Source organism: Ornithinimicrobium flavum (assembly GCF_004526345.1).
Lineage (GTDB): Bacteria > Actinomycetota > Actinomycetes > Actinomycetales > Dermatophilaceae > Ornithinicoccus > Ornithinicoccus flavus.
The window spans coordinates 2,353,599-2,379,437 of record NZ_CP038213.1 but is presented as its reverse complement, the minus strand read 5'-3'; the positions used below and the strand labels follow the sequence as shown (position 1 = coordinate 2,379,437).

Annotated in this window: 21 protein-coding genes, 1 tRNA gene and 3 pseudogenes; 20 read left to right on the top strand and 5 right to left on the bottom strand. The window is 72.6% G+C overall.

Translation table 11 applies throughout. The annotated features are described in order from the left end of the window. Nucleotides 1-17: 17 nt before the first annotated feature. Nucleotides 18-548, bottom strand: coding sequence for a copper chaperone PCu(A)C (locus tag E3Z34_RS11135; protein ID WP_134773648.1), 531 nt, complete (start codon nucleotides 546-548; stop codon nucleotides 18-20). 290 nt (nucleotides 549-838) lie between these two features. Here E3Z34_RS11135 and rbfA point away from each other — a divergent pair, with 290 nt between their 5' ends. The 7 genes and pseudogenes from rbfA (at nucleotide 839) to E3Z34_RS11110 (ending at nucleotide 8,279) form a co-directional block, all read left to right on the top strand. Continuing rightward, a complete protein-coding gene (gene rbfA, locus E3Z34_RS11130) occupies nucleotides 839-1,318 on the top strand; it encodes a 30S ribosome-binding factor RbfA (protein ID WP_134773647.1) in 480 nt (159 codons plus the stop codon). Continuing rightward, nucleotides 1,315-2,271: a tRNA pseudouridine(55) synthase TruB gene (truB, locus tag E3Z34_RS11125; protein ID WP_134773646.1), complete on the top strand. Its 957-nt coding sequence runs from the start codon at nucleotides 1,315-1,317 to the stop codon at nucleotides 2,269-2,271. Before rbfA ends, truB begins: the two co-directional genes overlap by 4 nt. Before the next feature lies 1 nt (nucleotide 2,272). After that, nucleotides 2,273-2,698 (top strand): annotated as a pseudogene (locus E3Z34_RS19855) (adenylyltransferase/cytidyltransferase family protein); the annotation flags it as partial. A gap of 58 nt (nucleotides 2,699-2,756) precedes the next feature. After that, a complete protein-coding gene (locus E3Z34_RS19850; RefSeq protein ID WP_338043810.1) occupies nucleotides 2,757-3,242 on the top strand; it encodes a riboflavin kinase in 486 nt (161 codons plus the stop codon). Nucleotides 3,243-3,292: 50 nt separating this feature from the next. Continuing rightward, nucleotides 3,293-4,393 carry a rod shape-determining protein RodA gene (gene rodA / locus E3Z34_RS18995; RefSeq protein ID WP_238695491.1) on the top strand — a complete coding sequence of 367 codons (1,101 nt, stop codon included), beginning with the start codon at nucleotides 3,293-3,295 and terminating at the stop codon, nucleotides 4,391-4,393. Between the two features lie 40 nt (nucleotides 4,394-4,433). Then, nucleotides 4,434-6,272, top strand: a complete 1,839-nt coding sequence (locus tag E3Z34_RS11115; RefSeq protein WP_202976944.1) for an AMP-dependent synthetase/ligase — start codon at nucleotides 4,434-4,436, stop codon at nucleotides 6,270-6,272. A gap of 39 nt (nucleotides 6,273-6,311) precedes the next feature. Then, nucleotides 6,312-8,279, top strand: a pseudogene (locus E3Z34_RS11110) (TIGR03960 family B12-binding radical SAM protein). Nucleotides 8,280-8,831: 552 nt separating this feature from the next. On the opposite strand, the gene E3Z34_RS11105 reads toward E3Z34_RS11110, so the two are convergent. Next, nucleotides 8,832-10,022 (bottom strand): phosphoglycerate dehydrogenase, encoded by a 1,191-nt coding sequence (locus E3Z34_RS11105; protein ID WP_134773645.1) that lies wholly within the window; start codon nucleotides 10,020-10,022, stop codon nucleotides 8,832-8,834. 5 nt (nucleotides 10,023-10,027) lie between these two features. Continuing rightward, nucleotides 10,028-11,107, bottom strand: coding sequence for a 3-phosphoserine/phosphohydroxythreonine transaminase (gene serC, locus E3Z34_RS11100; protein ID WP_134773644.1), 1,080 nt, complete (start codon nucleotides 11,105-11,107; stop codon nucleotides 10,028-10,030). A 175-nt stretch (nucleotides 11,108-11,282) separates the two neighbouring features. Between serC and E3Z34_RS11095 the strand changes: the two genes are divergently transcribed. The 13 genes and pseudogenes from E3Z34_RS11095 to E3Z34_RS11030 all read left to right on the top strand — a co-directional run bounded on the left by E3Z34_RS11095 (nucleotide 11,283) and on the right by E3Z34_RS11030 (nucleotide 24,356). After that, nucleotides 11,283-12,065, top strand: a complete 783-nt coding sequence (locus E3Z34_RS11095) for a TIGR03936 family radical SAM-associated protein (protein WP_134773643.1) — start codon at nucleotides 11,283-11,285, stop codon at nucleotides 12,063-12,065. Between the two features lie 358 nt (nucleotides 12,066-12,423). Beyond that, nucleotides 12,424-15,480, top strand: a complete 3,057-nt coding sequence (locus tag E3Z34_RS17850) for an Rne/Rng family ribonuclease (RefSeq protein ID WP_238695124.1) — start codon at nucleotides 12,424-12,426, stop codon at nucleotides 15,478-15,480. 7 nt (nucleotides 15,481-15,487) lie between these two features. Further along, nucleotides 15,488-15,796: a 50S ribosomal protein L21 gene (gene rplU, locus E3Z34_RS11080; protein WP_134773642.1), complete on the top strand. Its 309-nt coding sequence runs from the start codon at nucleotides 15,488-15,490 to the stop codon at nucleotides 15,794-15,796. 36 nt (nucleotides 15,797-15,832) lie between these two features. Continuing rightward, the gene (rpmA, locus tag E3Z34_RS11075; RefSeq protein ID WP_134773641.1) at nucleotides 15,833-16,105 is read left to right on the top strand and encodes a 50S ribosomal protein L27; all 273 of its coding nucleotides are present in this window, start codon (nucleotides 15,833-15,835) and stop codon (nucleotides 16,103-16,105) included. A 116-nt stretch (nucleotides 16,106-16,221) separates the two neighbouring features. Beyond that, complete coding sequence (gene obgE / locus E3Z34_RS11070; protein ID WP_134773640.1) at nucleotides 16,222-17,730, top strand: GTPase ObgE; 1,509 nt, start codon at nucleotides 16,222-16,224, stop codon at nucleotides 17,728-17,730. A 57-nt stretch (nucleotides 17,731-17,787) separates the two neighbouring features. Further along, on the top strand, nucleotides 17,788-18,912 hold the full coding sequence (gene proB / locus E3Z34_RS11065; RefSeq protein WP_134773639.1) for a glutamate 5-kinase: 1,125 nt from the start codon (nucleotides 17,788-17,790) through the stop codon (nucleotides 18,910-18,912). Between the two features lie 100 nt (nucleotides 18,913-19,012). After that, nucleotides 19,013-20,299, top strand: a complete 1,287-nt coding sequence (locus tag E3Z34_RS11060; protein WP_134773638.1) for a glutamate-5-semialdehyde dehydrogenase — start codon at nucleotides 19,013-19,015, stop codon at nucleotides 20,297-20,299. A gap of 54 nt (nucleotides 20,300-20,353) precedes the next feature. Then, a complete protein-coding gene (locus tag E3Z34_RS11055; protein ID WP_134773637.1) occupies nucleotides 20,354-20,578 on the top strand; it encodes a hypothetical protein in 225 nt (74 codons plus the stop codon). Further along, nucleotides 20,578-21,159 (top strand): nicotinate-nucleotide adenylyltransferase, encoded by a 582-nt coding sequence (gene nadD, locus E3Z34_RS11050; protein WP_134773636.1) that lies wholly within the window; start codon nucleotides 20,578-20,580, stop codon nucleotides 21,157-21,159. The genes E3Z34_RS11055 and nadD overlap by 1 nt, the downstream gene beginning before the upstream one ends. Nucleotides 21,160-21,162: 3 nt before the next feature. Beyond that, nucleotides 21,163-21,540 carry a ribosome silencing factor gene (rsfS, locus tag E3Z34_RS11045; RefSeq protein ID WP_134773635.1) on the top strand — a complete coding sequence of 126 codons (378 nt, stop codon included), beginning with the start codon at nucleotides 21,163-21,165 and terminating at the stop codon, nucleotides 21,538-21,540. A gap of 23 nt (nucleotides 21,541-21,563) precedes the next feature. Then, a pseudogene (locus E3Z34_RS20290) lies at nucleotides 21,564-22,198 on the top strand (histidine phosphatase family protein). 75 nt (nucleotides 22,199-22,273) lie between these two features. Next, nucleotides 22,274-22,346 (top strand) — tRNA-Ala (locus tag E3Z34_RS11035). 204 nt (nucleotides 22,347-22,550) lie between these two features. Beyond that, nucleotides 22,551-24,356 carry an L-lactate permease gene (locus E3Z34_RS11030; RefSeq protein WP_134773634.1) on the top strand — a complete coding sequence of 602 codons (1,806 nt, stop codon included), beginning with the start codon at nucleotides 22,551-22,553 and terminating at the stop codon, nucleotides 24,354-24,356. A gap of 115 nt (nucleotides 24,357-24,471) precedes the next feature. Here the strand turns inward: E3Z34_RS11030 and E3Z34_RS18980 are convergent, their stop codons facing one another. Both E3Z34_RS18980 and E3Z34_RS18975 read right to left on the bottom strand, forming a co-directional pair. Next, complete coding sequence (locus E3Z34_RS18980) at nucleotides 24,472-25,215, bottom strand: (Fe-S)-binding protein (RefSeq protein WP_238695122.1); 744 nt, start codon at nucleotides 25,213-25,215, stop codon at nucleotides 24,472-24,474. Next, on the bottom strand, nucleotides 25,209-25,838 hold the full coding sequence (locus E3Z34_RS18975) for a 4Fe-4S dicluster domain-containing protein (protein ID WP_238695121.1): 630 nt from the start codon (nucleotides 25,836-25,838) through the stop codon (nucleotides 25,209-25,211). Before E3Z34_RS18975 ends, E3Z34_RS18980 begins: the two co-directional genes overlap by 7 nt. Nucleotide 25,839: the final 1 nt, after the last annotated feature.

Here is a 25,839-nt window from a genome sequence, read left to right as displayed (position 1 = left end):
GCCTCGTGCTGCAGCCCTCAGGCCAGCAGGACCGTTCCGACCCGGCGCGGCACCGCTGCCCCCGGTGCGTCGCGCACGGTGACGGTCACGGCATACTCCTGCCCGTCGGCGGTGACCAGGGTCAGCTCGAGGTCCTGACCCGTCTCGACCGGAGCGTCCAGCTGCAGCAGCATCAGGTGGTCACCACCGGGCTCCAGGACCAGCTCGCCGCCCGCGGGGACGACGAAGCCGTCGTCGGCCGGCTCCATCAGGCCGCCCGCGGCTCCGTCCACCGTGACGTGCAGCTCGACCAGTGCGGTGAGTTCGCTCTCGACGCGGGCGAGGGAGATGTCCTGCTCCGAGCTGTTCACCAGCGTGCCGAAGACGCCGGTCCTCACCCCGTCGGTGGCCTCGGCCCAGCCGTCGACGAGCATGAGGTCCTCCTCCACCGTGTCGACGATGGCGGCGGACTCGGCGTCGCCGGAGTCGGTCCGCTCGGACCCGGAGCCGCAGCCGGGGAGCAGGACGAGGACCGAGGTGAGGACGAGGAGGGGCCAGGTGGTGCGCACGGGAGTCTCCTGGAGGCGCGAGCCCCGGGGCACCGCATCACGACGGTCGCGCGGAGGTCGGCGGGGTCGAGGGGTGGGGGTCGGGGGGCGGCGCCCGGACCGCGAAGGGATGCGAGAACGTAGCAGGCGAACCTGGGCCCGTGCCCGTGCCCGTGCCCGTGCCGAGCCACCGCGCCCCGGTCGCACGCCCGGCCCGTCACCCCGCGTCGTCTGCGCAGGGCCGCCGCCTCCGTAGGATGGGCTGGCTCCCACCCCGCGTGGGCCACGCCGTACGGACCTCAGGAGGAGACATGGCCGACCAGGCACGCAGCCGCAGGATCGCCGAGCGGACCAAGCAGCTGGTGACCCAGGGACTCTCGCAGGTGGTCAAGGACGAGCGGGTCGGCTTCGTCACGATCACCGACGTCCGGGTGACGGGTGACCTCCAGCACGCCAGCGTCTTCTACACCGTCCTGGGGACGGAGGAGGACCGCGCGACCGCCGCGGAGGTCCTGGAGCAGTACCGCGGCAGGCTCCGCTCGTTCGTCGGGCGCGGGCTGGGCATCCGTCTGACGCCGAGCCTCGAGTTCATCCTTGACGCCCTGCCGGAGGACGCCCAGCACATGGACGACCTGCTGCGCCAGGTGGCCGAGCGGGACGCCGAGCTCGCCGCCGCGCGCCGGGCGGCCGGCTACGCCGGGGACGAGGACCCCTACCGCAAGCCCCGCCCGGCCTCGGAGGAGGCCGGCTCCGCCCCTCAGGACGCCGAGCCGGACGCCGGGCGTCCGTGACGGCCGACCCGACGCCCGTCGGGGACGGTCTGCTCGTCGTCGACAAGCCGGCCGGCTGGACCAGCCATGACGTCGTCGCCCGGTTGCGACGGTTCTGCTGCACCCGACGGGTGGGGCACGCGGGCACCCTGGACCCGATGGCGACCGGGGTCCTGGTCGTGGGGGTGAACCGGGGGACCAAGTTGCTCACCTTCCTCGTCGGGCACGACAAGGCGTATGCCGCGACCGTGCGCCTGGGCCGGTCGACCCTCACCGACGACGCCGAGGGGGAGGCCACCGGTGGGGCCGACGCCGGGCACCTCACCGAGGAGCAGGTCCGCGCCGCCGTCACGACCCTCACCGGCGACCTCGAGCAGGTCCCCAGCGCCGTGAGCGCGATCAAGGTCGACGGGAAGCGCTCCTACGCCCGGGTCCGGTCCGGCGAGGACGTCCAGCTGGCGGCGCGACCGGTGAGGGTGACCCGCTTCGAGGTGCTGACGCTGCGCCGGGCGGGGGAGCACGATCGGCAGGGCGCGCCGGTGCCCGGGGGTCTGCTCGACGTGGATGTCGAGGTGGAGGTGTCCTCGGGCACGTACGTGCGCGCCCTGGCGCGGGACCTGGGGGCCGCGCTGGGCGTGGGAGGGCACCTCACCGCGCTGCGGCGCACCCGGGTCGGAGGGTTGGGCCTGGACCGGGCGGTGAGCCTGGAGCAGCTCGACCCCGAGGTCGGGCCCGGACCCGCGGCCCAGCTCGTTGACCTCGCTGACGCCGCGAGGTCGGCGCTGCCGGCGCGGGAGCTGACGGCGCAGGAGGCGCGCGCACTGGGGTACGGGCAGCGGATCCCCTCCGAGCGCCCGGGTCGGGAGGGACCGGTCGCCGCGTTCGCCCCGGACGGGACGCTGGTGGCCGTCCTGGACGAGAGCCGGCCGGACGCCCGCCCCCACGTGGTCCTCGCCCCCGCCGGCGCGAAGTAGAGTGACCGCCGTGCATCGTTGGACCTCCCTGGACGACGTCCCGGCCGACCTGGGCCCCACCGTCGCCACCCTCGGCAACTTCGACGGGGTCCACCGGGGGCACCGGGCCGTCCTGTCGACGGTGACCTCCCTGGCCCGGGAGCGGGGGCTGGCCGCGGTCGCGGTCACCTTCGACCCCCACCCGGTGGCCGTCCTGCACCCCGAGCGCGCACCCGAGGAGATCGCGGGCCTCGAGCACCGGCTCGACCTGCTGGAGGAGGTGGGCCTCGACGGGGTCGTCGTCATCGAGTTCACCCCGGAGTACGCCCTGCTCACCCCGGAGGAGTTCGTCCGCGAGACCTTCGTCGAGGGGTTACGGGCCGAGGTGGTCGTCCTCGGGCACGACAGCCGGTTCGGGCTGCACAACAGCGGGGACGAGCACACGATGCGCGAGCTGGGGGCCGCCTACGGCTTCGAGGTCGTCGTGCAGGGGACGGTCGGCGACGATGGCCGAGGGGATGCGCGCCTGGTCATCCACCGCGCTGCGCGCAGCGCTGGCGGAGGGGGACGTGGTCACCGCCGCCGAGATCCTCGACCGCCCCCACCGCGTGTCCGGAGAGGTGGTGCACGGTCATCACCGGGGACGGGAGCTCGGCTACCCCACGGCCAACCTGTCCCCCGACAGCGAGGGCCTCGTCCCCGCCGACGGCGTCTACGCCGGCTGGCTGGAACGGCCGGCCCTCCCGGAGGACCATCCGGACCGGCGGCTGCCGGCAGCCATCTCGGTCGGGACCAACCCCACGTTCGACGACGTCGTGCGCCGCACCGTGGAGGCCTACGTCCTGGACCGCACCGACCTGGACCTCTACGGAGAGGTCGTCCGGGTCGACTTCGTGGAGCGGCTGCGCTCCAACGTGCGGTTCGACTCCCTCGAGGCCCTCATGGGGCAGATGGCCGCCGACGTCGACCGCACCCGGGCGCTGCTCAGCTAGGCCGCGGGTATGCCGACCCGGCCGCTGCGGGAGCGGTACGCCCGGACCGACTGGGCCCCCTTCGTCGCGGCCCTCGGCTCACCCTCGTCGGCGCCCTGCTCATCTGGTCGGCCACCCACGCCTGGGCGGGGTCGGCGCTGGCGGTGCGCCACCTCGTCAACGCGGCGATCGGGATCGTGCTGGCGCTGGCCCTGGTGGCGGTCGACGTGCGCTGGCTCCGGGCGGTGGCGCCGTGGCTCTACCTCGGCGGCCTGGCCGGGCTCGCCCTGGTGCTGACGCCGCTGGGCCAGACGGTCAACGGCTCCCGCTCCTGGCTCTTCCTGCCCGGCGGCTTCTCCCTGCAGCCGGCCGAGCTGGCCAAGATCGCCCTGGTGATCGGGCTGGCGATGATCCTCGCCGAGGGCCGCGACCCCTACCGACCGCCGGGGTGGCGGGAGGTCCTGCTCGCCTGGGTCCTGGCGGCGGTGCCGGTCGGGCTCATCATGCTGCAGCCCGACCTCGGCAGCGCTCTCGTCCTGGGCGTGCTCACCATCGGGGTGGTCGCGGCCTCCGGTGCGTCCGGGCGGTGGACCCTGGTGGCCCTGGGCGGCACGGTCGCCGCGGTCGTCGCGGCCGTGCGGGTCCCGCTCCTCGACCCCTACCAGGTCGACAGGCTCCTGGCCTTCCGGGACCCGAGCCTGGACCCGCAGGGGATCGGCTACCAGACCCGGCAGGTGCGGCTGGCCATCGGGTCCGGCGGCTGGTCGGGAACCGGCCTGGGGGAGGGGCCCCAGACCCAGGGCGGTTTCATCCCGTTCCAGCACACCGATTTCGTCTTCTCCGTCGCCGGCGAGGAGCTGGGGCTGCTGGGCTGCCTCGGTCTGCTGGTGCTGCTCGGGTTCCTGGTGCTGCGGGCGCTCGTCGTGGGGCTGCGCAGCCAGGACCCCTTCGGCCGGCTGGTGGCCGTCGGCGTGGCCTGCTGGTTCGCCTTCCAGACCTTCCAGAACGTGGGGATGAACCTCGGGCTGATGCCGGTGACGGGCCTGCCGCTGCCCTACCTGTCCTACGGCGGGTCCTCCATGCTGGCCTGCTGGCTCGCGCTCGGGTTGCTCGCCTGCGCCCAGCAGCGGACCGACCCGCGAGGGGGCTTGGTCCGGAGAGTGCGCACCTGAGAGGATGAGCCGAAGGACCAGCCCGACAAAGGAGTTGCTGATGGCCCGACTGGCCGACGAGACCTACGACACCGCGATCCTCGAGCAGCGAGCGGTCAGCGTGGGTCACCTGTTCCGTGACCGGGTCGCCAAGAGCCCCGACCGCGAGGCGTTCCGCTACCCCGAGGGTGAGCAGTGGCCGTCCCTGACCTGGGCGCAGACCAAGGAGCGTGCCTACGCCCTGGCCGCGGGCCTCATCGACCTGGGGGTCCAGCCCGAGGAGCGGGTGGCGCTGGCCAGCTCGACCCGGATCGAGTGGGTCCTGTCCGACCTGGCCGTGATGTGCGCCGGCGGGGCGACGACGACGATCTACCCCACGATGCTGCCGGACGACGTGGCCTTCGTCATCACCGACTCCGACAGCCGCGTCGTCATCGCCGAGGACCAGGAGCAGGTCGACAAGGTCCTCTCGCACCGGGAGCAGCTGGGCGGCGTGCTCAAGATCGTCGTGGTCGACGGGAGCGGCGACGGCGGCGACGTCATCAGCTTCGCCGAGCTGGAGCAGCGGGGACGGGCGCGGCTCGAGACCGAGCCCGGGGTGGTCGACGAGCGGATCGACGGGCTGACCCCGGAGCACCTCGCCACCATCATCTACACCTCCGGCACCACCGGCCGACCCAAGGGCGTGCGGCTGCCGCACTCGGCGTGGACCTACGAGGGCGCCGCCGTGGACGCGCTGCAGATCCTGTCGGAGGACGACCTGCAGTACCTCTGGCTGCCGCTCGCGCACGTCTTCGGCAAGCTCCTGCTCATGCTGCCGCTGCAGATGGGCTTCGCGACCGCGGTGGACGGCCGGGTCGAGCAGATCGTCCCCAACCTCGCCGTCGTCAGGCCGACCTTCATGGGCGCCGCGCCGCGCATCTTCGAGAAGGCCTACGGCCGGATCACCACGATGATGGCCGACGAGGGAGGGGTCAAGGCCAAGCTCTTCGGCTGGGCCGGCGGCGTCGGTAAGGAGGTCGCGGAGATCCGCGCCGCGGGCGGTGAGCCCGGGGGCCTGCTCAAGGCGAAGTACGGCCTGGCCGACAAGCTGGTCCTCTCCAAGATCCGGGACCGTTTCGGCGGGCGGATCCGCTTCTTCATCTCAGGCTCGGCGGCGCTCAACCACGACGTGGGTCGCTGGTTCGACGCCATGGGGCTGACGATCATCGAGGGTTACGGTCTCACCGAGTCCAGCGCCGCCTCGTTCGTGAACCGGCCGGACCCGACGAGGAACAGGATCGGCACCGTCGGCTGGCCGCTGCCCGGCACCGAGGTGCGGATCGCCGAGGACGGCGAGGTGCTCCTGCGGGGCCCGGGGATCATGACCGGCTACCACCAGAACGACGACGCCACCCACGAGTCCCTGCAGGACGGCTGGCTGCACACCGGTGACATCGGTGAGGTCGACGAGGACGGCTACCTGCGGATCACCGACCGCAAGAAGGCCCTGTTCAAGACCTCGGGCGGCAAGTACGTCGCCCCGTCCTACATCGAGTCGCTCTTCAAGGGCATCTGCCCCTACGCCAGCCAGCTCATCGTGGAGGGCGAGCACCGCAACTTCGTCTCCGCGCTCATCACCCTCGACCCGGACTCCATCGCGGCGTGGGGAGCCAAGAACGGCATGGCGGGGGACAGCTACGCGCAGATCGTCACCTCCGACCAGACCCGCGAGATGGTCCAGGGCTACGTCGACCAGCTCAACGCCAAGCTCGCCCGCCACGAGCAGGTCAAGAAGTTCCACATCCTCGACCACGACCTGTCCGTGGAGGAGGGTGACCTCACCCCGAGCATGAAGCTCAAGCGCAAGGTGGTCACCCAGAAGTACCGGGAGGAGCTGGACGCCTTCTACCAGGGCTGAGGATTCGGCACCGGGCGGTTCCCTGCCTACCCTGGAGCCATGTCTGCCGCACCGACCGCACGCACCTGCGCCCCCGGCGAGTCCTGGCTGCCTGCTCTGGAGCCCCTTCTGGAGCAGGTCGCCAAGCCGGTGCAGTACATCGGTGGAGAGCTCAACTCCCAGGTCAAGCCGTGGGACTGCGGCGGGGAGCGGACGGCGCGCTGGGCGCTGATGTACCCCGACGCCTACGAGATCGGTCTGCCAACCAGGGCGTGATGATCCTCTACGAGGTCCTCAACGAGCAGCCGGACGTGCTCGCCGAGCGGACCTACGCCGTCTGGCCGGACCTCGAGCGGCTCATGCGGCAGGGGGGGGTGCCGCAGTTCACCGTCGACGGGCACCGGGCGGTCGGTGACTTCGACGTCCTCGGGGTGAGCTTCTCCACCGAGCTCGGCTACACCAACATGCTCACCGCGCTGGACCTGGCCGGCATACCCCTGCACGCCGCCGACCGGGGCGAGGACCACCCCCTCGTCATCGTCGGGGGCCACGCCAGCTTCAACCCCGAGCCCGTCGCCGACTTCATCGACGCCGCGATCGTCGGCGACGGTGAGGAGGCGGTGCTGCAGACCTCCAGGATCATCAACGCCTGGAAGGCGGCCGGCCGTCCCGACGGGCGGCAGGGCCTGCTGCTGGAGCTGGCCCGGACCGGCGGGGTCTACGTGCCCGCCTTCTACGACGTCAGCTACCTGCCGGACGGGCGGATCCAGCGCGTGGCGCCCCGGCCGGACCTGCACGGCGTCCCGTGGCGCGTCACCAAGCACACGGTGATGGACCTGGACGCCTGGCCCTACCCCAAGCAGCCCCTCGTGCCGGTCACCGAGTCGGTCCACGAGCGGATGAGCGTCGAGATCTTCCGCGGCTGCACCCGCGGCTGCCGCTTCTGCCAGGCCGGCATGATCACCCGACCGGTCCGGGAGCGCTCCATCACCGGCATCGGCGAGATGGTCGAGCGGGGGCTGTGCGCCACCGGGCTGGACGAGGTCGGCCTGCTGTCCCTGTCCTCCGCGACCACTCCGAGATCGCGGAGATCACCAAGGGTCTGGCCGACCGCTACGAGGGCACGCAGACGGGGCTCTCGCTCCCCTCGACCCGCGTGGACGCCTTCAACATCGAGCTGGCCAACGAGCTGACCCGCAACGGGCGGCGCTCGGGCCTGACCTTCGCGCCCGAGGGTGGCAGCGAGCGGATGCGCAAGGTGATCAACAAGATGGTCACCGAGGAGGACCTCATCCGCACGGTGGCCCGCCTACGCGGCCGGGTGGCGGCAGGTCAAGCTCTACTTCATGTGCGGCCTGCCCACCGAGACCGACGAGGACGTGCTGGCGATCGCGGACCTTGCCAAGAAGGTCATCGACACCGGGAGGAGGTGTCAGGCCGTCGCGACATCCGGTGCACCGTCTCCATCGGGGGCTTCGTGCCCAAGCCGCACACCCCCTTCCAGTGGGCGGCGCAGCTCGGCGCGGAGGAGACCGACGCCCGGCTGGCCAAGCTGCGGGACGCGGTCCGCTCCGACCGTCGCTACGGCTCGGCGATCGGCTTCCGCTACCACGACGGCCAGCCGGGCATCGTCGAGGGCCTGCTCTCGCGTGGCGACCGCCGGCTGGGTCGCGTGATCGAGGAGGTATGGCGTGCCGGCGGCCGCTTCGACGGTGGAGCGAGCACTTCTCCTACGAGCGGTGGATGGGCGCCGCCGAGCGCGGGCTGGAGGGGACCGGTGTCGACGTCGCCTGGTACACCACCCGCGAGCGCGGCGAGCACGAGGTCCTGCCCTGGGACCACATCGACTCCGGCCTGGACAAGGAGTGGCTGTGGGAGGACTGGCTCGACGCCCTGGACGAGCGTGAGGTCGAGGACTGCCGGTGGACCCCGTGCTTCGACTGCGGGGTGTGCCCGCAGCTGGACACCGAGATCCAGATCGGCCCCACCGGCAGGACGCTCCTGCCGCTCACCGTCGTGCGCTCCTGACCGACCTGGACCCCACGCGGCGGCGCGACGGCGCCGAAGGCGGACTCATCTCCCGACCGGCCGCGCCGCGTGGTTGGCCTGGGGTCGACCGGCCGCGCCGCGTGGTTGGCCTGGGGTCGACCGGCCGCGCCGCGTGGTTGGCCTGGGGTCGACCGGCCGCGCCGCGTGGTTGGCCTGGGGTCGACCGGCCGCAACCCGCGGTTGGTCGGTTCTCGACGCGGAAACCGGTTTGCCCCCCCACGTTCCAGTCGGCGACAGACCTGTCGACGGGGTGGCCCAGGATCTTGGTCACCTCACACCATTCGCTGCGCCGGTCGCTTGCTCACTACCGGCGCCGGCGGTGCCGAGCGCCGACACCTCTGGGTATGACGAGAGCTGGGACTCCTGACCCGCGGCCACCCGTCCGCAGGCCCGGGTGGTTGGATCTCACCCGTCGGGCCGGGCATCAACCACACCACGCGGCTGGTGCGACTGAGGGCAACCAGACCGCGCGGCCGGTCGCCGGGAGGGCAACCAGACCGCGCGGCCGGTGGAGAGGGATCTGGAGTGACCTCAGATCTTGCGGGCCCGGATGACGCCGTCGATCGCCAGGATCTTCTCCTTCAGCTCGTCCCTGACCTCGCCCTCGACGTCGACCAGGGTGTACGCGACGTCGCCGCGGGCCTTGTTGGTGAACTCGGCGACGTTGAGCCCGGCCTCACCCAGGGCCGAGGTGATCTGGCTGATCATGGTCGGCTTGTTCTGGTTGAAGATGGCCAGCCGGGTCGTCCCGGGCGTGCGCGCCATGACGACGGTCGGGTAGTTCACCGAGTTGCGGATGTTGCCGTGCAGGAGGAAGTCCTGCAGCTGGTCCACGGCCATCACCGCGCAGTTGTCCTCCGCCTCGCCGGTCGAGGCACCCAGGTGGGGCAGAGTGATGACCCGGGGGTGGACGGCCCCGGCCTCGGTGGGGAAGTCGTTGACGTAGGAGTGCAGGTGCCCGGAGTCCAGGGCCGCGATGACCGCCGCCTCGTCCACGACACCGCCGCGGGCGAAGTTGAGGACGACCGCGCCCCGGGGCATCATGGCGATCCGCTCGGCGCTCACCAGGCCGGTGGTGCCCTCGACCAGGGGGACGTGCAGGGTGATCATGTCGGAGCGGGAGAACAGCTCCTCGACGGACTCGACCTGCTCCACGTTGGGGGAGAGCTGCCAGGCCCGCTCGACCGTGATCGCGGGGTCGTAGCCGAGCACCCGCAGCCCGAGGGCCTGGGCCTGGTTGGCCACGAGCACCCCGATCGCACCCAGGCCGATCACGCCGAGGGTCTTGCCGGGCAGCTCGAAGCCCGCGAACTGCTTCTTGCCCGCCTCCACCTGCGCGTCCAGCTCCTTGCCGGACAGACCCTGCTCGGCGACGAGGTCCCGGGTGTAGTCGGCCGCGTGGTAGAGGTTCCGGGCCGCCAGCAGCATGCCGGCCACGACCAGCTCCTTGACGGCGTTGGCGTTCGCCCCGGGGGTGTTGAACACGACGATCCCCCGGGCGGCCAGCGCGTCCACCGGGATGTTGTTGGTCCCGGCCCCGGCGCGGGCCACCGCGTAGAGGCTGTCCGGGATCTCCATCGAGTGCAGGTCCGCGGAGCGGACGAGGATCCCGCGCGGCTCGGCGATGTCGGTGCCGAGGTCGAAGACGTCGCGGTCGAGGCGCTGCAGGCCGACCGGCGAGATCGCGTTGAGGGTCCGGATCGGGAAGGTGCCGTTGCTCATGAGGGTCAGCCGTTCGTCTGCTCGAAGTCGGTCATGAAGTCCACGAGGGCCTGGACGCCCTCGACAGGCATGGCGTTGTAGATGGAGGCCCGCATCCCGCCGACGCTGCGGTGGCCGGCCAGACCGGAGAGCCCGGCCTCGGCGGCCGCCGCCACGAACGGCTTCTCCAGGTCGGGGTCGGGCACGAGGAACGGCACGTTCATCCAGGACCGTGCCTCCGGGGCCACCGGGTTGGAGTAGAAGCCCGAGGCGTCGATCGTTCCGTAGAGCAGGTCGGCCTTGGCGCGGTTGCGCTCGGCCATCGCGGTCAGGCCACCCTGGTCCTCGACCCACTCCAGGACGAGCCCGAGGAGGTACCACGCGAGCGTGGGCGGGGTGTTGAGCATGGAGTCGGCCTCCGCCATGGCGGTCCAGTCCAGCACCCCGGGGGTCTGCGGCCGGGCCCGACCCAGGAGGTCCCTGCGGACGATGGACACGACCAGGCCGGAGGGGCCGAGGTTCTTCTGGGCGCCGGCGTAGACGACGCCGAACCGCGAGACGTCGAGCGGCCTCGACAGGATCGTCGAGCTGGCGTCGGTGACGAGCGGGACCCCTCCCGCGTCCGGGACGTAGGGGAACTCCACGCCGCCGATCGTCTCGTTCAGGGTGTAGTGCAGGTAGGCCGCGCCCGGCGGCACCTGGAGTCTGTCCTGCGACGGCACGGTGGAGTAGTTGGACTCCTTCTCGTCCGCCAGCACCTGCACGTCGAGGTACTTCCGGGCCTCGCCGATCGCCTTCTTCGACCAGGCGCCGGTGTTGAGGTAGGCCGCGCCGGCACCCTCGGCGGTGAGGTTGAGGGGGACGGCCGCGAACTGACCGGTGGCCCCGCCCTGCAGGAAGAGGACCGCGTAGTCGTCCGGCACCCCCAGCAGGGAACGCATCCGGGCCTCGGCCTCGGCGGCGATCCCCACGAACTCCGGGCTGCGGTGCGACATCTCCATCACCGACATCCCCGACCCGCGCCAGTCGGTCATCTCCTCCCGCGCTCGCTCGAGCACCTCGAGCGGCATGGTGGCGGGGCCGGCGGAGAAGTTGTAGACGCGCACTGGCGCTCCCTCGGGACGTAGGCGACGGGGGCCCGGGCGCAGGCAGGACCGGCCCGGTGGGGCTCGGCGTCGAGCGTTGCGGTCCACCGTACCCGTCCCGCCTGACGTGACGTCGAGGTCCCCGGTGTGTTCTCGACCACGCCCGCCGCGGAGCGCGCCGGTACCCTCTGCAGCCATGGCCGGTTCCCGACGCGTCCCCGAGGGCCCTGACCCCGATCCCGCCGTGCAGAAGCTGCGGGTCCGCTACGCCAAGCGCGGGCGGATGCGTTTCACCTCCACCCGGGACTTCCAGCGCGCCCTGGAGCGGGCCGTGCGCAGGGCCGGGTTGCCGATGGCCTACTCGGGTGGTTTCCACCCGCACCCCAAGATCTCCTACGCCAACGCCGCGCCGACGGGGGCCGCGTCGGAGGCGGAGTACGTCGAGATCTCCCTGACCCGGGCCCTCGACCCCGCCTCCGTGGTGCCCCTGCTGGACGCCGCCCTGCCGGACGGGCTGGACGTCCTCGAGGTCGCCGACGCCGCCGACCTCCCGGGGGCGCTCGCCGACCGGCTCGAGGGCAGCCTGTGGGCCCTGCGGTTCCGTGCCCAGGAGGCAGGGATCGACGCGGCCGGTATGCGGTCCGCCGTCGCCGCGTTCCTGGACCGGGGGGAGCTCCACGTCACCCGCATGATGAAGAAGGGCCCGCGCGACCTGGACGTCCGGGCGGCCGTCCTGGACCTCGCGGTCGTCGGGCACCGGGAGGTCGACGGTCCGCCGGAGCTGCGCAGCGTCCCGGTCGAGGAGGGGGACGTGGTCCTCCTGGCCAGCGTCCGACACACCACCCCCACGGTGCGGCCGGAGGAGATCTGGGGTGCCCTGCGGCAGGTGGCCGCCGTGGAGCTGCCCCGCCCCGTCAGCACCCGGTTGCGTCAGGGGCCGGTGCACGGGCAGGACGTCGCCGCGTCACTGGGCGGGTGACACGCCGGTCACCCCTGCCGCCACGCGGCGACCGACGTCCGCCGCGTCGGGATACGTCCCGGGCGAGGCCGGTGTGAGATACTCCGTCGTGGTCGAGCAGTGCGCCACACCGTGCTGAGCGACCCGGTGCGAGTCCCCACGCAGTGCGGCCGCCGGCCGGCACGCGCGTCGCCCTCGAGTCAGATGGAGCGTCGAGCCGACTCCCACCGCACCCGACGGTGCCGCGCCTGCGCGAACCGAACGGTGAACTGGACGACTTCCGTCCCGGCCAACCGGTCGCGACGACCCACCCGCGGCACGCGGGCAGCGGGCGCAAGCCCCCGGTGTGGGCTACCCGGCGTGACCTGGAGGGCACACCGTGTCTGACGAGATCACCACAGAGCAGAGCACGACCGGCGAGGAAGACACCCAGGGCGCAGCGTCCACGGGCTCGGCCGACGACCGCGCGGCCCGCGCCGCCGAGCTGGCTGCGGCCGCCCAGGCGCTCTTCACCTCCGGCGGGGGAGTGCCGGGTGCGTCCACGGACGGTGCCGACGACCTCGGGGGTGTCCCGGCCCGGGCCGCTGCCGGTCCCGCCGACGAGGATGTTGACGACGAGGACGACCACGACGACGAGGACGAGGACGGCGAGGACGGCGAGGACGGCGAGGACGGCGAGGACGGCGAGGACGGCGAGGACGGCGAGGACGGCGAGGACGAGCCCGGGGACGTGGGGTCCGGTGCCGTGGCGCCGCCGCCGGTCATGCCCTCCTTCGGTCTGGTGTTCCAGGCCCCGGACCTCAGCGACCTGCCCCGTCGACGTTCGCGCCGCGCGACCGCTGCGGTCACCTCCCCCTCCGCGCCGGCGCACGGGGGGAGCGGGCCGCAGGACCCGACGGGGGTCGAGGACCGCGACCGGGACGACCGGGACCAGGACGACAGCGACCGGGAGCGGGACGACCGCGACGGGGACGATCTCGACGACGACCAGGGCTCCGGCCGCGGCCGGAGCCGCCGCCGCCGCGGGGGCAAGGGCCGCCGCACGCGCGGCGGGGGCGAGGACGGCACGGGGCAGGGCGACACGGGCGACGCGGCGGACGGGGGCGACGGGGCCGCAGCTCAGGACGAGGACAAGGACGCGGGCGGACCCGGATCCTCCGGGGGCTCCCGCCGGACGCGCAGCCGTGGCCGAGGGTCGGCCTCGGGAGGGGGCCGCCCGTCGCCCGGCGACGCCGACGGCGCGCCGGACGGCGAGGGACCGGAGGGGTCGGGCGAGGACGCGGACGAGGCCGGCAGCGGCACGCGGCGCCGCCGCCGCCGCAGCCGCAGCGGGCAGACGGAGCGCACCGCCCAGGACGAGGTGACCTCGGTCAAGGGGTCCACCCGCCTGGAGGCCAAGCGCCAGCGCCGCCGGGAGGGCCGGGAGGCCGGTCGCAGGCGCACCGTCATCACCGAGGCCGAGTTCCTCGCCCGGCGGGAGAGCGTCGACCGGGTGATGGTCGTCCGGGGCCTGGAGGACCGCACCCAGATCGCGGTGCTGGAGGACGGCGTCCCCGTCGAGCACTACGTGTCCCGGTCCGCCCAGAGCACGATGGCCGGCAACGTCTACCTCGGCCGGGTGCAGAACGTCCTGCCCTCCATGGAGGCAGCCTTCGTCGACATCGGCAAGGGGCGCAACGCCGTCCTGTACGCCGGTGAGGTCAACTGGGACGCCGCCGGGATGTCGGGGGGCGAGCCCAGGCGCATCGAGAACGCCCTGAAGTCCGGCGAGTCCGTGCTGGTGCAGGTCACCAAGGACCCGATCGGTCACAAGGGCGCCCGGCTCACCTCGCAGGTCTCCCTGCCGGGTCGCTTCCTGGTCTACGTCCCGGGCAACTCGATGACCGGCATCTCCCGCAAGCTGCCGGAGAACGAGCGGGCGCGGCTGAAGAAGATCCTCAAGGAGGTCGTGCCGGACGACGCGGGCGTGATCGTCCGCACCGCGGCCGAGGGTGCCTCCGAGGCCGAGCTGCGGGCCGACGTGGAGCGGCTCACGGCTGCCTGGGAGCGCATCCAGGCCCGCAGCAACAGCGCCAACGCCCCCGCCCTGCTGCACGGGGAGCCCGACATGACGGTCCGGGTCATCCGGGACGTCTTCAACGAGGACTTCAGCAAGCTCGTGGTGTCCGGCGAGCAGGCCTGGGACGAGGTCAAGCACTACATCGACGGTGTGGCACCGGACCTGGCGGACCGCGTCGAGAAGTACACCGGCAGCGCCGACGTCTTCACCACCTACCGGGTGCACGAGGCCATCGCCAAGGCCATGGACCGCAAGGTGTGGCTGCCCTCCGGCGGCTCCCTGGTCATCGACCGCACCGAGGCGATGACCGTCGTCGACGTCAACACCGGGAAGTTCACCGGCTCCGGGGGCAACCTGGAGGAGACGGTCACCAAGAACAACATCGAGGCCGCCGAGGAGATCGTCCGGCAGCTGCGGCTGCGCGACATCGGCGGCATCATCGTCATCGACTTCATCGACATGGTCCTGGAGGCCAACCGGGACCTGGTGGTGCGACGGCTCCTGGAGTGCCTGGGCCGGGACCGCACCAAGCACCAGGTCGCCGAGGTGACCTCGCTGGGGCTGGTGCAGATGACGCGCAAGCGCGTGGGCTCCGGTCTCATCGAGGTCTTCTCCGAGACCTGCGCCCACTGCGCGGGCCGCGCGCGTCGTCGTGCAGACCGAGCCCGTCGGGCGCGGCGGTGGGGAGGACAGATCGAACGGGTCCGGCAACGGCTCGGCCGCGAGCTCCTCGGGCAGCTCCCGCCGCGGGCGTGGGAAGGGTCGGGCCGCCAGCACCGGCACGACCTCGATGGAGGGCAAGAACGTCCTGCCCCCCCAACCCCAACGGCCCCACCCCGGCGCAGATCGCTGCCGCGGCCCACGCCGCCGCGATGCAGGTGGGTGGCTCCTCGGAGGTCGCCGACGACGTCGCCCGGGCCACCCTCGACGGTATGGGGACGAGCGTGGAGGGCGACAGGCAGGAGCGGTCTTCCGAGCCTGCGGCGCCCGAGGCAGCTGCCCAGCCCGAGCCGGCCCCCCGGCCCGAGGCGGCCGAGCAGGCCTTCCGGCCCGAGGCGGCCGAGCAGGCCCCCCAGCCCGAGCCCGAGCCGGCCCCCGAGCCCCAGCCCGAGCCCGCCCCTGCGCCCAAGCGACGCCGTCGCGGACGCGTGGTGGCACCGGCCGGCCCCCCGACGGGAGCCACCGAGGACGACGCGTCCTCAGCTCCCGGCACCACCGGCGGCTGAGTTTGGTCCCGGGGCGATGCGCACGGTAGTCTGGTGCGTCGGTTCGCCCCGGGTCCTCCGGGACCGGTCTCGCAGACGTCGACACCGCGCGACGGCTCGACCCGGACCGCCCCGGGAGCTACGTACCCCACCCAGACTGAGCAGGAAGTGAGTTCAACGTGTACGCGATCGTCCGTGCCGGCGGCCGTCAGGAGAAGGTCTCCGTCGGTGACATGCTGACCATCGACAAGGTCGAGGCGCAGGCCGGCGACACCGTCGAGCTCGCCCCCCTGCTGCTGGTCGACGGGTCCACCGTCACCTCCGACGCCGACGCGCTCGGCAAGGTCACGGTGACCGCCGAGGTCGTCGGCGCCGCCAAGGGCCCCAAGATCGTCATCCAGAAGTTCAAGAACAAGACCGGTTACAAGAAGCGGCAGGGCCACCGCCAGCCGCTGACCCAGGTCAAGATCACCGCGATCGACGCCTGAGGCGCCGGCGCACCGCATACCCAGGAGGCAGGACAGATGGCAACCAAGAAGGGTGCGTCCTCGACCAAGAACGGTCGTGACTCGAACGCCCAGCGCCTCGGCGTGAAGCGCTACGGCGGCCAGGTCGTCGGCACCGGCGAGATCCTCGTCCGTCAGCGCGGCACCCACTTCCACCCCGGTGAGGGTGTGGGCCGCGGCGGTGACGACACGCTGTTCGCGCTCGTCCCGGGCGTGGTGGAGTTCGGCTCCAAGCGTGGCCGCAAGACCGTGAACATCGTGGCCGCAGAGGCCGCGACCGTCGACGCCTGAGGCGCGACACCGCACAGCATCCGCGACGTCGGTGGGGCAGCTGCCCCACCGACGTCGTCTGCGTTCCCGACCGGTCGGCCGCTGCCGGCGACCGGATCTCCTGAGAGGATCTGTCCATGGCCAACTTCGTCGACCGCGTCGTGCTGCACCTGCGCGCGGGGAACGGCGGCCATGGCGTCGCCTCGGTCCACAGCGAGAAGTTCAAGCCGCTCGGCGGTCCGGACGGGGGCAACGGCGGCCGGGGCGGGGACATCGTGCTGCGCGTCGACCCGCAGGTCACCACGCTCATCGACTACCACCACGGTCCGCACCGCAGCGCTCCCAACGGCAAGCCCGGTGAGGGGTCGGAGCGCAACGGCGCGCAGGGGGAGGACCTGATCCTGCCGGTGCCCAGCGGCACCGTCGTCACGACCCGCTCCGGGGAGGTCCTGGCGGACCTCGTGGGCGAGGGCGCCGAGTATGTCGCCGCCCGCGGCGGCCGCGGTGGGCTGGGCAACAAGGCCCTGGCCTCCCCCCGCCGCAAGGCACCCGGCTTCGCCCTGCTGGGCGAGCCGGGGGAGGAGAGCGAGGTCGTCCTCGAGCTCAAGACGCTCGCCGACGTGGCCCTCATCGGCTTCCCCTCCGCCGGCAAGTCCTCGCTGGTGAGCGTCCTGTCCGCGGCCAGGCCCAAGATCGCGGACTACCCCTTCACCACCCTGGTCCCCAACCTGGGCGTGGTGACGGCCGGCGGGGAGCGCTTCACCATCGCCGACGTGCCCGGGCTCATCCCCGGCGCGTCGGAGGGCAAGGGGCTGGGGCTGCAGTTCCTCCGGCACGTCGAGCGCTGCCACGTGCTCGTCCACGTCATCGACTGCGCCACCCTCGAGCCCGGGCGTGACCCCCTCACCGACCTGGAGGTCATCGAGGCCGAGCTGGCCGCCTACGTGCCCCACGGCCAGCTGGGGGGCATCCCCCTCGCCGAGCGGGTCCGGGTGGTCGTGCTCAACAAGGCCGACGTGCCGGAGGCGCGGGAGCTCGCCGAGATGGTGCGCCCCGACCTCGAGGAGCAGGGCTACGAGGTCCACATCGTCTCCGCCGTGGCGCACCACGGGCTCAAGGATCTGACCTACGCCCTCGCGGGGCACGTCAGGCGGGCCCGGGAGGAGCAGGTCGTCGTGGCGCCGAGCCGGGTCGTCGTGCGGCCCAGGGCGATGGACGACCAGGGCTTCTCCGTCGTGCGGGAGATGACCAACGACGGCGAGGTCTTCCGCGTGGTGGGGGAGCGGCCGACCCGGTGGGTGCGTCAGACCGACTTCAGCAACGACGAGGCCGTCGGCTACCTGGCGGACCGGCTCGGGCGGCTGGGCGTGGAGGACGAGCTGCTCAGGGCTGGGGCCGTGGCGGGCTCGACCGTGCTCATCGGACCTGCCGACGACGCGGTGGTCTTCGACTGGGAGCCGACGATGGCCGGGGCCGGCGAGGTCCTGGGCCGGCGTGGCACGGACCTGCGGCTCGACGAGCGCAACCGCCCGACCCGCGCCGAGAAGCGGGAGGCCTTCCACAGCAAGATGGACGCGGCCGAGGCTGCCCGCCAGGAGATGGCCGCGGAGCGGCGGGCCGGGAAGTGGTCCGACCCCGAGGAGTAGGCCGACCGGCCCAAGGGGGATGCATGAGTATGCAGCAACCTGGAATAGTATTCAGCCATGGCTGAGATCCCCGACCGTCGCCTCATCAGGGAGGCCCGGCGGATCGTCGTCAAGGTGGGGTCCTCGTCGCTGACCAGACCCGGGGGCGGTCTGGACGGCTTCCGGCTCCAGGCCCTGTCCAACCTGCTGGCCCGCAAGGCGCTCGCCGGGACCCAGGTGGTCCTGGTGTCCTCCGGGGCCATCGCCGCGGGGATGGTCCCCCTGGGGCTGAGCCGGCGGCCCAAGGACCTGGCGACCCAGCAGGCCGCGGCCAGCGCCGGGCAGGGGCTGCTCATGACCGCCTACACGCGGGTCTTCGCGATGCACGGGGTGCAGGTCGGTCAGGTGCTGCTCACAGCCGACGACATGCACCGGCGCAGCCACTACGTCAACGCCTCCCGGACCCTCGAGCGGCTGATGGAGCTCGAGGTGGTGCCGATCGTCAACGAGAACGACACGGTCGCCACCGACGAGATCCGCTTCGGTGACAACGACCGGCTGGCGGCGCTCGTCGCCCACCTCGTGGACGCCGACGCCCTGGTCCTGCTCTCCGACGTGGACGCCCTCTACACCGGGCACCCGCGCGACCCCGGGAGCCGGCGGATCCCGCTGGTGGCCGGTGCCGACGACGTCGCCGGCGTGGACGTCTCCAAGGCCGGCTCCGGGGTCGGCACGGGAGGGATGGCCACGAAGGTCGCCGCGGCGCACATGGCCGTGCTGGAGGGCATCCCGGTGCTGCTGACCAGTGCCGACCAGGCCGGGGCCGCCCTCGGCGGGGAGGACGTCGGCACCCTCTTCACGCCGGTCGGCGACAAGAGCTCGGCCCGCCGCCGCTGGCTGGCGCACGCCACCCACGCCGCCGGCCGGGTCGTCCTCGACGACGGTGCGGTCGAGGCGGTGGTGCAGCGGCAGACCTCCCTGCTCCCCGTGGGGGTGCTGCGCATCGAGGGCCGCTTCGCCATGGGGGACACGGTCGACCTGGTCGACCAGCAGGGGGCGGTCGTCGCCCGCGGGCTCGTGGGCTACGACGCCGAGGAGCTGCGTCCGCTGGTCGGGCGCCGCCTGGACCGTGGCGTCCGGCTGCGCACCGGCGCCCCCGCGTCCCGACCGGTCGTCCGCCGCGACGACCTCGTCGTCCTGTGACCGCCCCCGCGCGGACCGGCCGCGCGACCGGCCGGCCCGCGTCGCCACATACCCGCCACCCGTCCGACCCCTCGTCGTCCGGCACCAGGAGAGGAACGCCATGACCACCACCGCGATCGACCCCGAGGTCGTCGAGCACGTCCACGCCGTCGCACGCAGGGCGCGGCTCGCCGCCCGCGAGCTCGCCCTGCTCACCCGGTCCCGCAAGGACGGGGCGCTGCACGCGCTGGCCGACGCGATCGACGCCGCCACGGCCGAGGTCGTCGCCGCGAACGACGAGGACCAGCGGCGCGGCCGGGAGCGGGGCCTGCCGGCCAACCTCCTGGACCGGTTGCGCCTGGACGAGGACCGCGTGCACGCGGTGGCCGAGGCGCTGCGCCAGGTGGCGGGCCTGCCCGACCCGGTCGGGGAGGTGGTGCGGGGCTCGACCCTGGCCAACGGCCTGCAGCTGCGGCAGGTGAGGGTGCCCATGGGCGTCGTAGGCATGATCTACGAGGCCCGGCCCAACGTCACCGTGGACGCCGCCGGGCTGGCTCTCAAGAGCGGCAACGCCGTCATCCTGCGCGGCGGCTCGGCCGCGGCCTCGACCAACACCACCCTCGTACAGGTCATGCGTGACGCCCTGGCGGCGCAGGGTCTGGACCCCGAGGCGATCAACCTGCTCACCGAGGGAGGGCACGACGCCGGCCGCGCCCTCATGACCGCCCGGGGTCTCGTGGACCTGGTCATCCCGCGCGGCGGGGCGAGCCTGATCCGGACGGTCGTGACCGAGTCCACCGTCCCGGTCATCGAGACCGGCGTCGGCAACGTCCACGTCTACGTGGACGCCGCTGCGGACACCGAGATGGCCGTGCGCATCCTCACCAACTCCAAGACCCACCGCACGTCGGTCTGCAACGCGGCCGAGTCGCTGCTGGTGCACCAGGACGCGGCCGGCCGGGTGCTGCCCGCCATCATGGCCGAGCTGGCCTCGGCGGGCGTCACCGTGCACGGGGACCGGGCGATGGAGGAGTATGCCGAGTCCGCCGGGGCCGCGCACGTCGCCATCACCGAGGAGGACGACGACACCGAGTTCCTGTCCCTGGACCTCTCGGCCCGGGTCGTGCCCGACCTGGACGCCGCGATCGCCCACATCCAGGAGCACACCAGCGGCCACACGGAGGCCATCGTGACCTCGGACCGGGCAGCCGCGCGCCGGTTCACCGCCGAGGTGGACGCGGCGGCGGTGCTCGTCAACGCCTCCACCCGGTTCACCGACGGCGGCGAGTTCGGATTCGGGGCCGAGATCGGAATCTCCACCCAGAAGCTGCACGCGCGCGGGCCGATGGCGCTGCCGGAGCTGACGACGACCAAGTGGATCGTGGAGGGCGACGGCCAGATCCGGTGAAGCGGGCGGCGTGCTCGGTGGGTGAGCGGGGTCCGGCACAGTAGAGTGACCCGCATGACGTCTGCGCTGAGCCTGCTCACGGCCGCCGAGAGCGGCCATCCCCCCGTCGTCAACGAGCTGCCGTTCCCCCCGGTCATCTTCGGTGTCATCGCCATGGTGATCTTCCTGGCGCTGCTGGGCCTGGTCTACGCCTTCCGCAACACCCTCGCGCTGGACCCCCACGGAGTGGCCGAGGGGCACAGCAGCCCGGACACCGCCCGAGGCTCCAGCGCCCACTGATGCGTCTGGGGGTGATGGGTGGGACCTTCGACCCCATCCACCACGGCCACCTGGTCGCCGCCAGCGAGGCGGCGCACCTGCTGGGCCTGGACGAGGTCGTCTTCGTGCCGACCGGACAGCCCTACCGCAAGGACGTCAGCCGCGTCACGCCGGCCGAGCACCGCTACCTCATGACCGTCATCGCGACCGCCTCCAACCCGCGGTTCCAGGTGAGCCGGGTCGATATCGAGCGGGACGGGCCGACCTACACGCTGGACACCCTGCGCGACCTGCACCGGCAGCGCCCGGACGACGAGCTCTACTTCATCACGGGGGCCGACGCCCTGGCCCAGATCCTGTCCTGGAAGGGCGTGGACGAGCTCTTCGAGCTGGCTCACTTCGTCGGCGTGACCCGACCGGGCCACGAGCTCTCGGGGGAGGGCCTGCCCAAGGACCGCGTGACGCTGCTGGAGGTCCCGGCCATGGCGATCAGCTCCACGGACTGCCGGGAGCGGACCTCCGACGGTGAGCCGGTGTGGTACCTCGTGCCCGACGGGGTCGTCCAGTACATCGCCAAGCACCATCTCTACCGTGAGGACTGATCAGTGACAGCCACGCAACGCGCGACCGAGCTCGCCCAGGCGGCCGGGGCCGCGGCCCAGGACAAGCTCGCCGAGGAGGTCCTCGGCCTGGACGTGTCGGACCAGCTGGCGCTGACCGACGTCTTCGTCATCGCCTCGGCGCCCTCCGAGCGCCAGGTGGACAGCATCGTGGAGGCCGTCGAGGAGCGGCTGTCGCGCCTCGGCGCCAAGCCGCTGCGCCGGGAGGGCCAGAAGGAGGGCCGCTGGGTCCTGCTCGACTTCGGCGACATCGTGGTGCACGTGCTGCACAGCGAGGACCGGGAGTTCTACGGCCTCGAGCGGTTGTGGAAGGACTGCCCGGTGGTCGTCATGCCGGAGTCCCGCCCGGCTGCGGAGGCCTGACCCCGCACGCGGGGCGACCTGGTATGCGGCGCGTCATCGTCTGGCGGCACGGCGAGACCGCGCACAACGCGGGCGGGATCTACCAGGGGCACCTGGACACCCCCCTGTCGGACCGGGGTCGGCAGCAGGCGCAGGCCGCCGCGCAGGTGCTCGCCGGACGCGGGGTGAGCCGGCTGGTCGCCAGCGACCTGGACCGCGCCGCGTCGACCGCGTCGGCGCTCGGGAGCCGCACCGGGATGCCGGTGCGGACCGACCCGCGGTGGCGGGAGATCGATGTGGGCCGGTGGGAGGGCCGGACCCACGCCGAGATCGCGCGGGAGGAGCCGGAGGTGCTCGCCGCGCTGGACCGGGGGGAGGACGTCGTCCGCGGGGGACGGGGGAGCGGGTCGCCGACCTGCAGGTGCGCACGGGGGAGGCGTTCGAGGAGCTCCTCACCGAGCTCGGGGCGGGAGAGACGGCCGTCGTCGCCACCCACGGGCTCGCCAGCCGGGCGCTGGTCGCGGAGGTCGTGGGCCTCACCTACCGGCAGGCGTGGCTGTCCCTCGTGGGCCTCCACAACTGCCACTGGGCCGAGCTGGTCGAGCACCGCACCGGCTGGCGCCTGGACTGCTGGAACGTCGGTGTGACGCCAGGGATCGGGAGCGTGACCGACCGCTGAGAACGGCCGTCCGGGCCGCGTGACCTGCGATTTGGGAAATGCGCGATCGGCTGGGTAAAGTGATCCAGTCCTCACGGGGCTGTAGCGCAGTTGGTAGCGCACCTCCATGGCATGGAGGGGGTCAGGGGTTCGAATCCCCTCAGCTCCACGGACCGAAGGCCGGGCACCCCAGGTGCCCGGCCTTCGTCGTGTCCCCGGGCCGGCCGCCGTCGGGCGCGCCCCCCGGGGCGGCCGGCCGACGCGGACTGGCCGCGCGAGGTTCTTGACGTGACCCCGACCGACGGGCATAGTGCAACCGTCGAATGGTCAGGCCAATCCCTCCCGGGCCGACCCGCCCCAGAAAGGTGTCAACGTGGACAACCTTGCAGTGCTGAGCCTCCTTGCGATCGCGCCCATCGTGGTCGTCGGTGTGCTCCTGGCAGGCTTCCGCTGGCCGGCCAAGTACGCCATGCCCGTCGGGTACGTCGTCACCGTGATCATCGCGATGAGCGTGTGGAAGATGAACCCGACCGCGGTCGCCGCCGCCACGATCGAGGGGCTGGTCGTCGCGATTACCCTGCTCTACATCGTCTTCGGCGCCCTGCTGCTCCTGTCGACCGTCATCGCCAGCGGTGCCATGAGCACCATCCGGGCCGGGTTCAACTCGATCTCGCCCGACCGGCGCGTCCAGGCGATCATCATCGGCTGGCTCTTCGGCTCTTTCATCGAGGGCGCCTCCGGCTTCGGCACCCCCGCCGCGGTGGTGGCCCCGCTCATGCTGGCGCTGGGCTTCCCGGCGATGGCCGCCGTCATGGTCGGCCTGATCATCCAGTCGACCCCGGTCTCCTTCGGGGCGGTGGGCACGCCGATGATCGTCGGCGTCGGCAACGGCCTGGCCGGGGACCCCGGTGTCGAGGCCAGGGAGGCCGAGCTCGGCCTGACCCACATGGAGTACGTCGCGCAGATCGCCAGCCAGGTCTCGGTCATCCACGCGATCGCCGGGCTGCTCATCCCGCTGCTCATCTCGGTCTTCCTCACCGGCTTCTTCGGGGAGCGCAGGAGCTTCGCCGAGGGCCTGAAGATCTGGCCCTTCGCGATCTACGCCTCGGTGGCGATGACGGTGCCCTACGTCGCCGTCGCCTTCCTCGCCGGCCCGGAGTTCCCCTCCCTCATCGGTGGTCTGATCGGCCTGGCGCTGGTGATGTTCACCTCCAGCAAGGGCTTCCTCATGCCCAAGGAGATCTTCGAGTTCGGTCCGCGCGCCTCCTGGGAGGAGCGCTGGATCGGCTCGGTCGACGCGGACCACCTGGAGGACATCACCCGGCGCAAGATGGGCATCAAGACCGCCTGGGCCCCCTACGTCATCATCGCGGTCCTGCTGCTGGCGACCCGCCTGATCGAGCCCCTCACGAACGCGCTGCGGGCGGACGCCCCCTGGGTCACGATCCCCGTCGAGAACATCCTCGGCACCGGCATCTCGACGAACTGGCAGTGGATCTACAGCCCGGGCACCGTCTTCATCGTCACCGTCCTCATCACCTACGCCCTGCACCGGATGAACGGCGATCAGATCCGGCGGACCTGGACGGTCGCGGGCAAGCAGATCCTCGGCACCGCGGTGGCCCTGCTCTTCGCCCTGCCGCTCGTGCGCATCCTCATCCGCTCCGGCCCGGAATTCACGGAGTCCACCCTGGCGTCCATGCCGGTCACCCTGGCCGAGGGCGCGGCGGCGGTCGCCGGGGCGAACTGGCCGCTCCTCAGCCCCTGGATCGGCGCGCTGGGTGCCTTCGTCGCCGGGTCCAACACGGTCTCCAACCTCACCTTCTCCCTCTTCCAGTTCTCCACCGGCACCGAGATCGGCGTGGCCCAGGAGACGGTCGTGGCGACCCAGGCAATCGGCGGTGCGGGTGGCAACCCCGTGGCGATCCACAACATCGTCGCCGCGTCGGCCACGGTCGGCCTGCTGGGACGTGAGGGTGACCTGATCCGCAAGACGGCGCTCATCACCGCCTACTACTGCCTGGTGGCGGGTGGTGTCGGCTACCTCATGATCTACGGCTTCACCCTCACCGGCATCGTGTATGCCGTGGTGGTGCTCGCACTGATCGTGGGGGTGGTGCTCTGGATGCTCAACCGGGAGAAGAGCCTGCCCCCCGTGGGTGCCTCCTCCCGCGGCTGACGCCCGGCGGGCGGCTGCGCCGCACCGCTGGGGTGAGAAACGCACAGGGCCCCGTCCCACCGTCAGGTGGGGCGGGGCCCGTGCGGTGCGCGCAGCCCGCCGGCCGCCCCGGGCCTCAGACCAGGGGCCGACCCGAGATGGACGCGTCGAGGACGACGGCGGTGTGGACGAAGGGGACCGACCGGCCGGCCCGCTCCAGCGCCTGCGTGATCTGCATGAGGCAGCCGGGGTTGGCCGTGACGAGCAGCTCGGCGCCGGTGGCGAGGATGTTGGCCGCCTTGCGGTCGCCCAGCTCGGTCGCCGGCTCCGGGTGCAGGATGTTGTAGACCCCGGCGGACCCGCAGCAGATCTCCGCGTCGGGGATCTCGCGCAGCTCCACGCCCGGGATCGCACCGAGCAGCTGCCGCGGCTGGCTGACGACCTTCTGGGCGTGCCGCAGGTGGCAGGCGTCGTGGTAGGCGACGACGACCTGCCGCTCCCCGGTCGTGACCGGGTGCCGGGGAGCGACCGGGCCGAGCTCGACGAGGATCTCCGACAGGTCGGCCACGCGCTCGGAGAAGAGGCGGGCGCGGTCGGCATACTCCGGGTCGTCCGCGAGGAGGTGGACGTACTCCTTCATCGTCGATCCGCACCCGGCGGAGTTGACGACGACCCGCTCGACGCCGGCCTCCTCGAAGGTGTCGATGAGCCGGCGCGCGAACGCCTGCCCCTCCTCCTCCCGGCCGGTGTGCACCGACAGCGCGCCGCAGCAGCCCTGCCGGGCGGGGGCGATGACCTCGCACCCCTCGGCGGCCAGGACGCGGGCCGTGGCGGCGTTCACGTCCCCGAAGAACTCCCGTTGCACGCAGCCGGTCAGCATCCCGACCACCGCCCGTCGGGCCCCGACCGCGGGGGTGCGCTCGGGGACGGAGACGCGGGTCCGAGCGGGGGCGCGAGGTTCTGCATCACCTCGAGCTCGGGGCTCACCCGCCCCACCAGCCCGGTCCGGCCGACCAGGCCGAGGATGCCGGTCCGTTGGGCCAGGCGCAGCGGGCCGCGCAGCGCCCGCAACCGGGCGGGGTAGGGGAAGAGGGAGAAGATGAGCGTGCGCAGGGCGCGGTCCTTGGCCGGCCGGTCGACGCGTCGCTCGACCTGGGCCCGGGTCTGCTCCAGCAGCCGGTCGTACTGCACGCCCGAGGGGCAGGCGGTCACGCACGCCATGCAGCCGAGGCAGGCGTCGAAGTGCTCGACCATGGAGGTCGTCAGGGGCGCCCCCTCGACGCCGGCCCGCATCAGGTCGATCCGCCCGCGCGGGGAGTCCATCTCCTCGCCCCAGAGGCTGTAGGTGGGACAGGTCGTCAGGCAGAAGCCGCAGTGCACGCAGTCGTCGAGCAGCTCGGGGCTCGGCGGGTGGTGGGCGTCGAACGCCGGTGCCGCCAGCACGTCGGCACGCTCGCCGCGCACGGCCGGCATGCCCAGCTCGACCTTGTGGGTGTCGCTCATC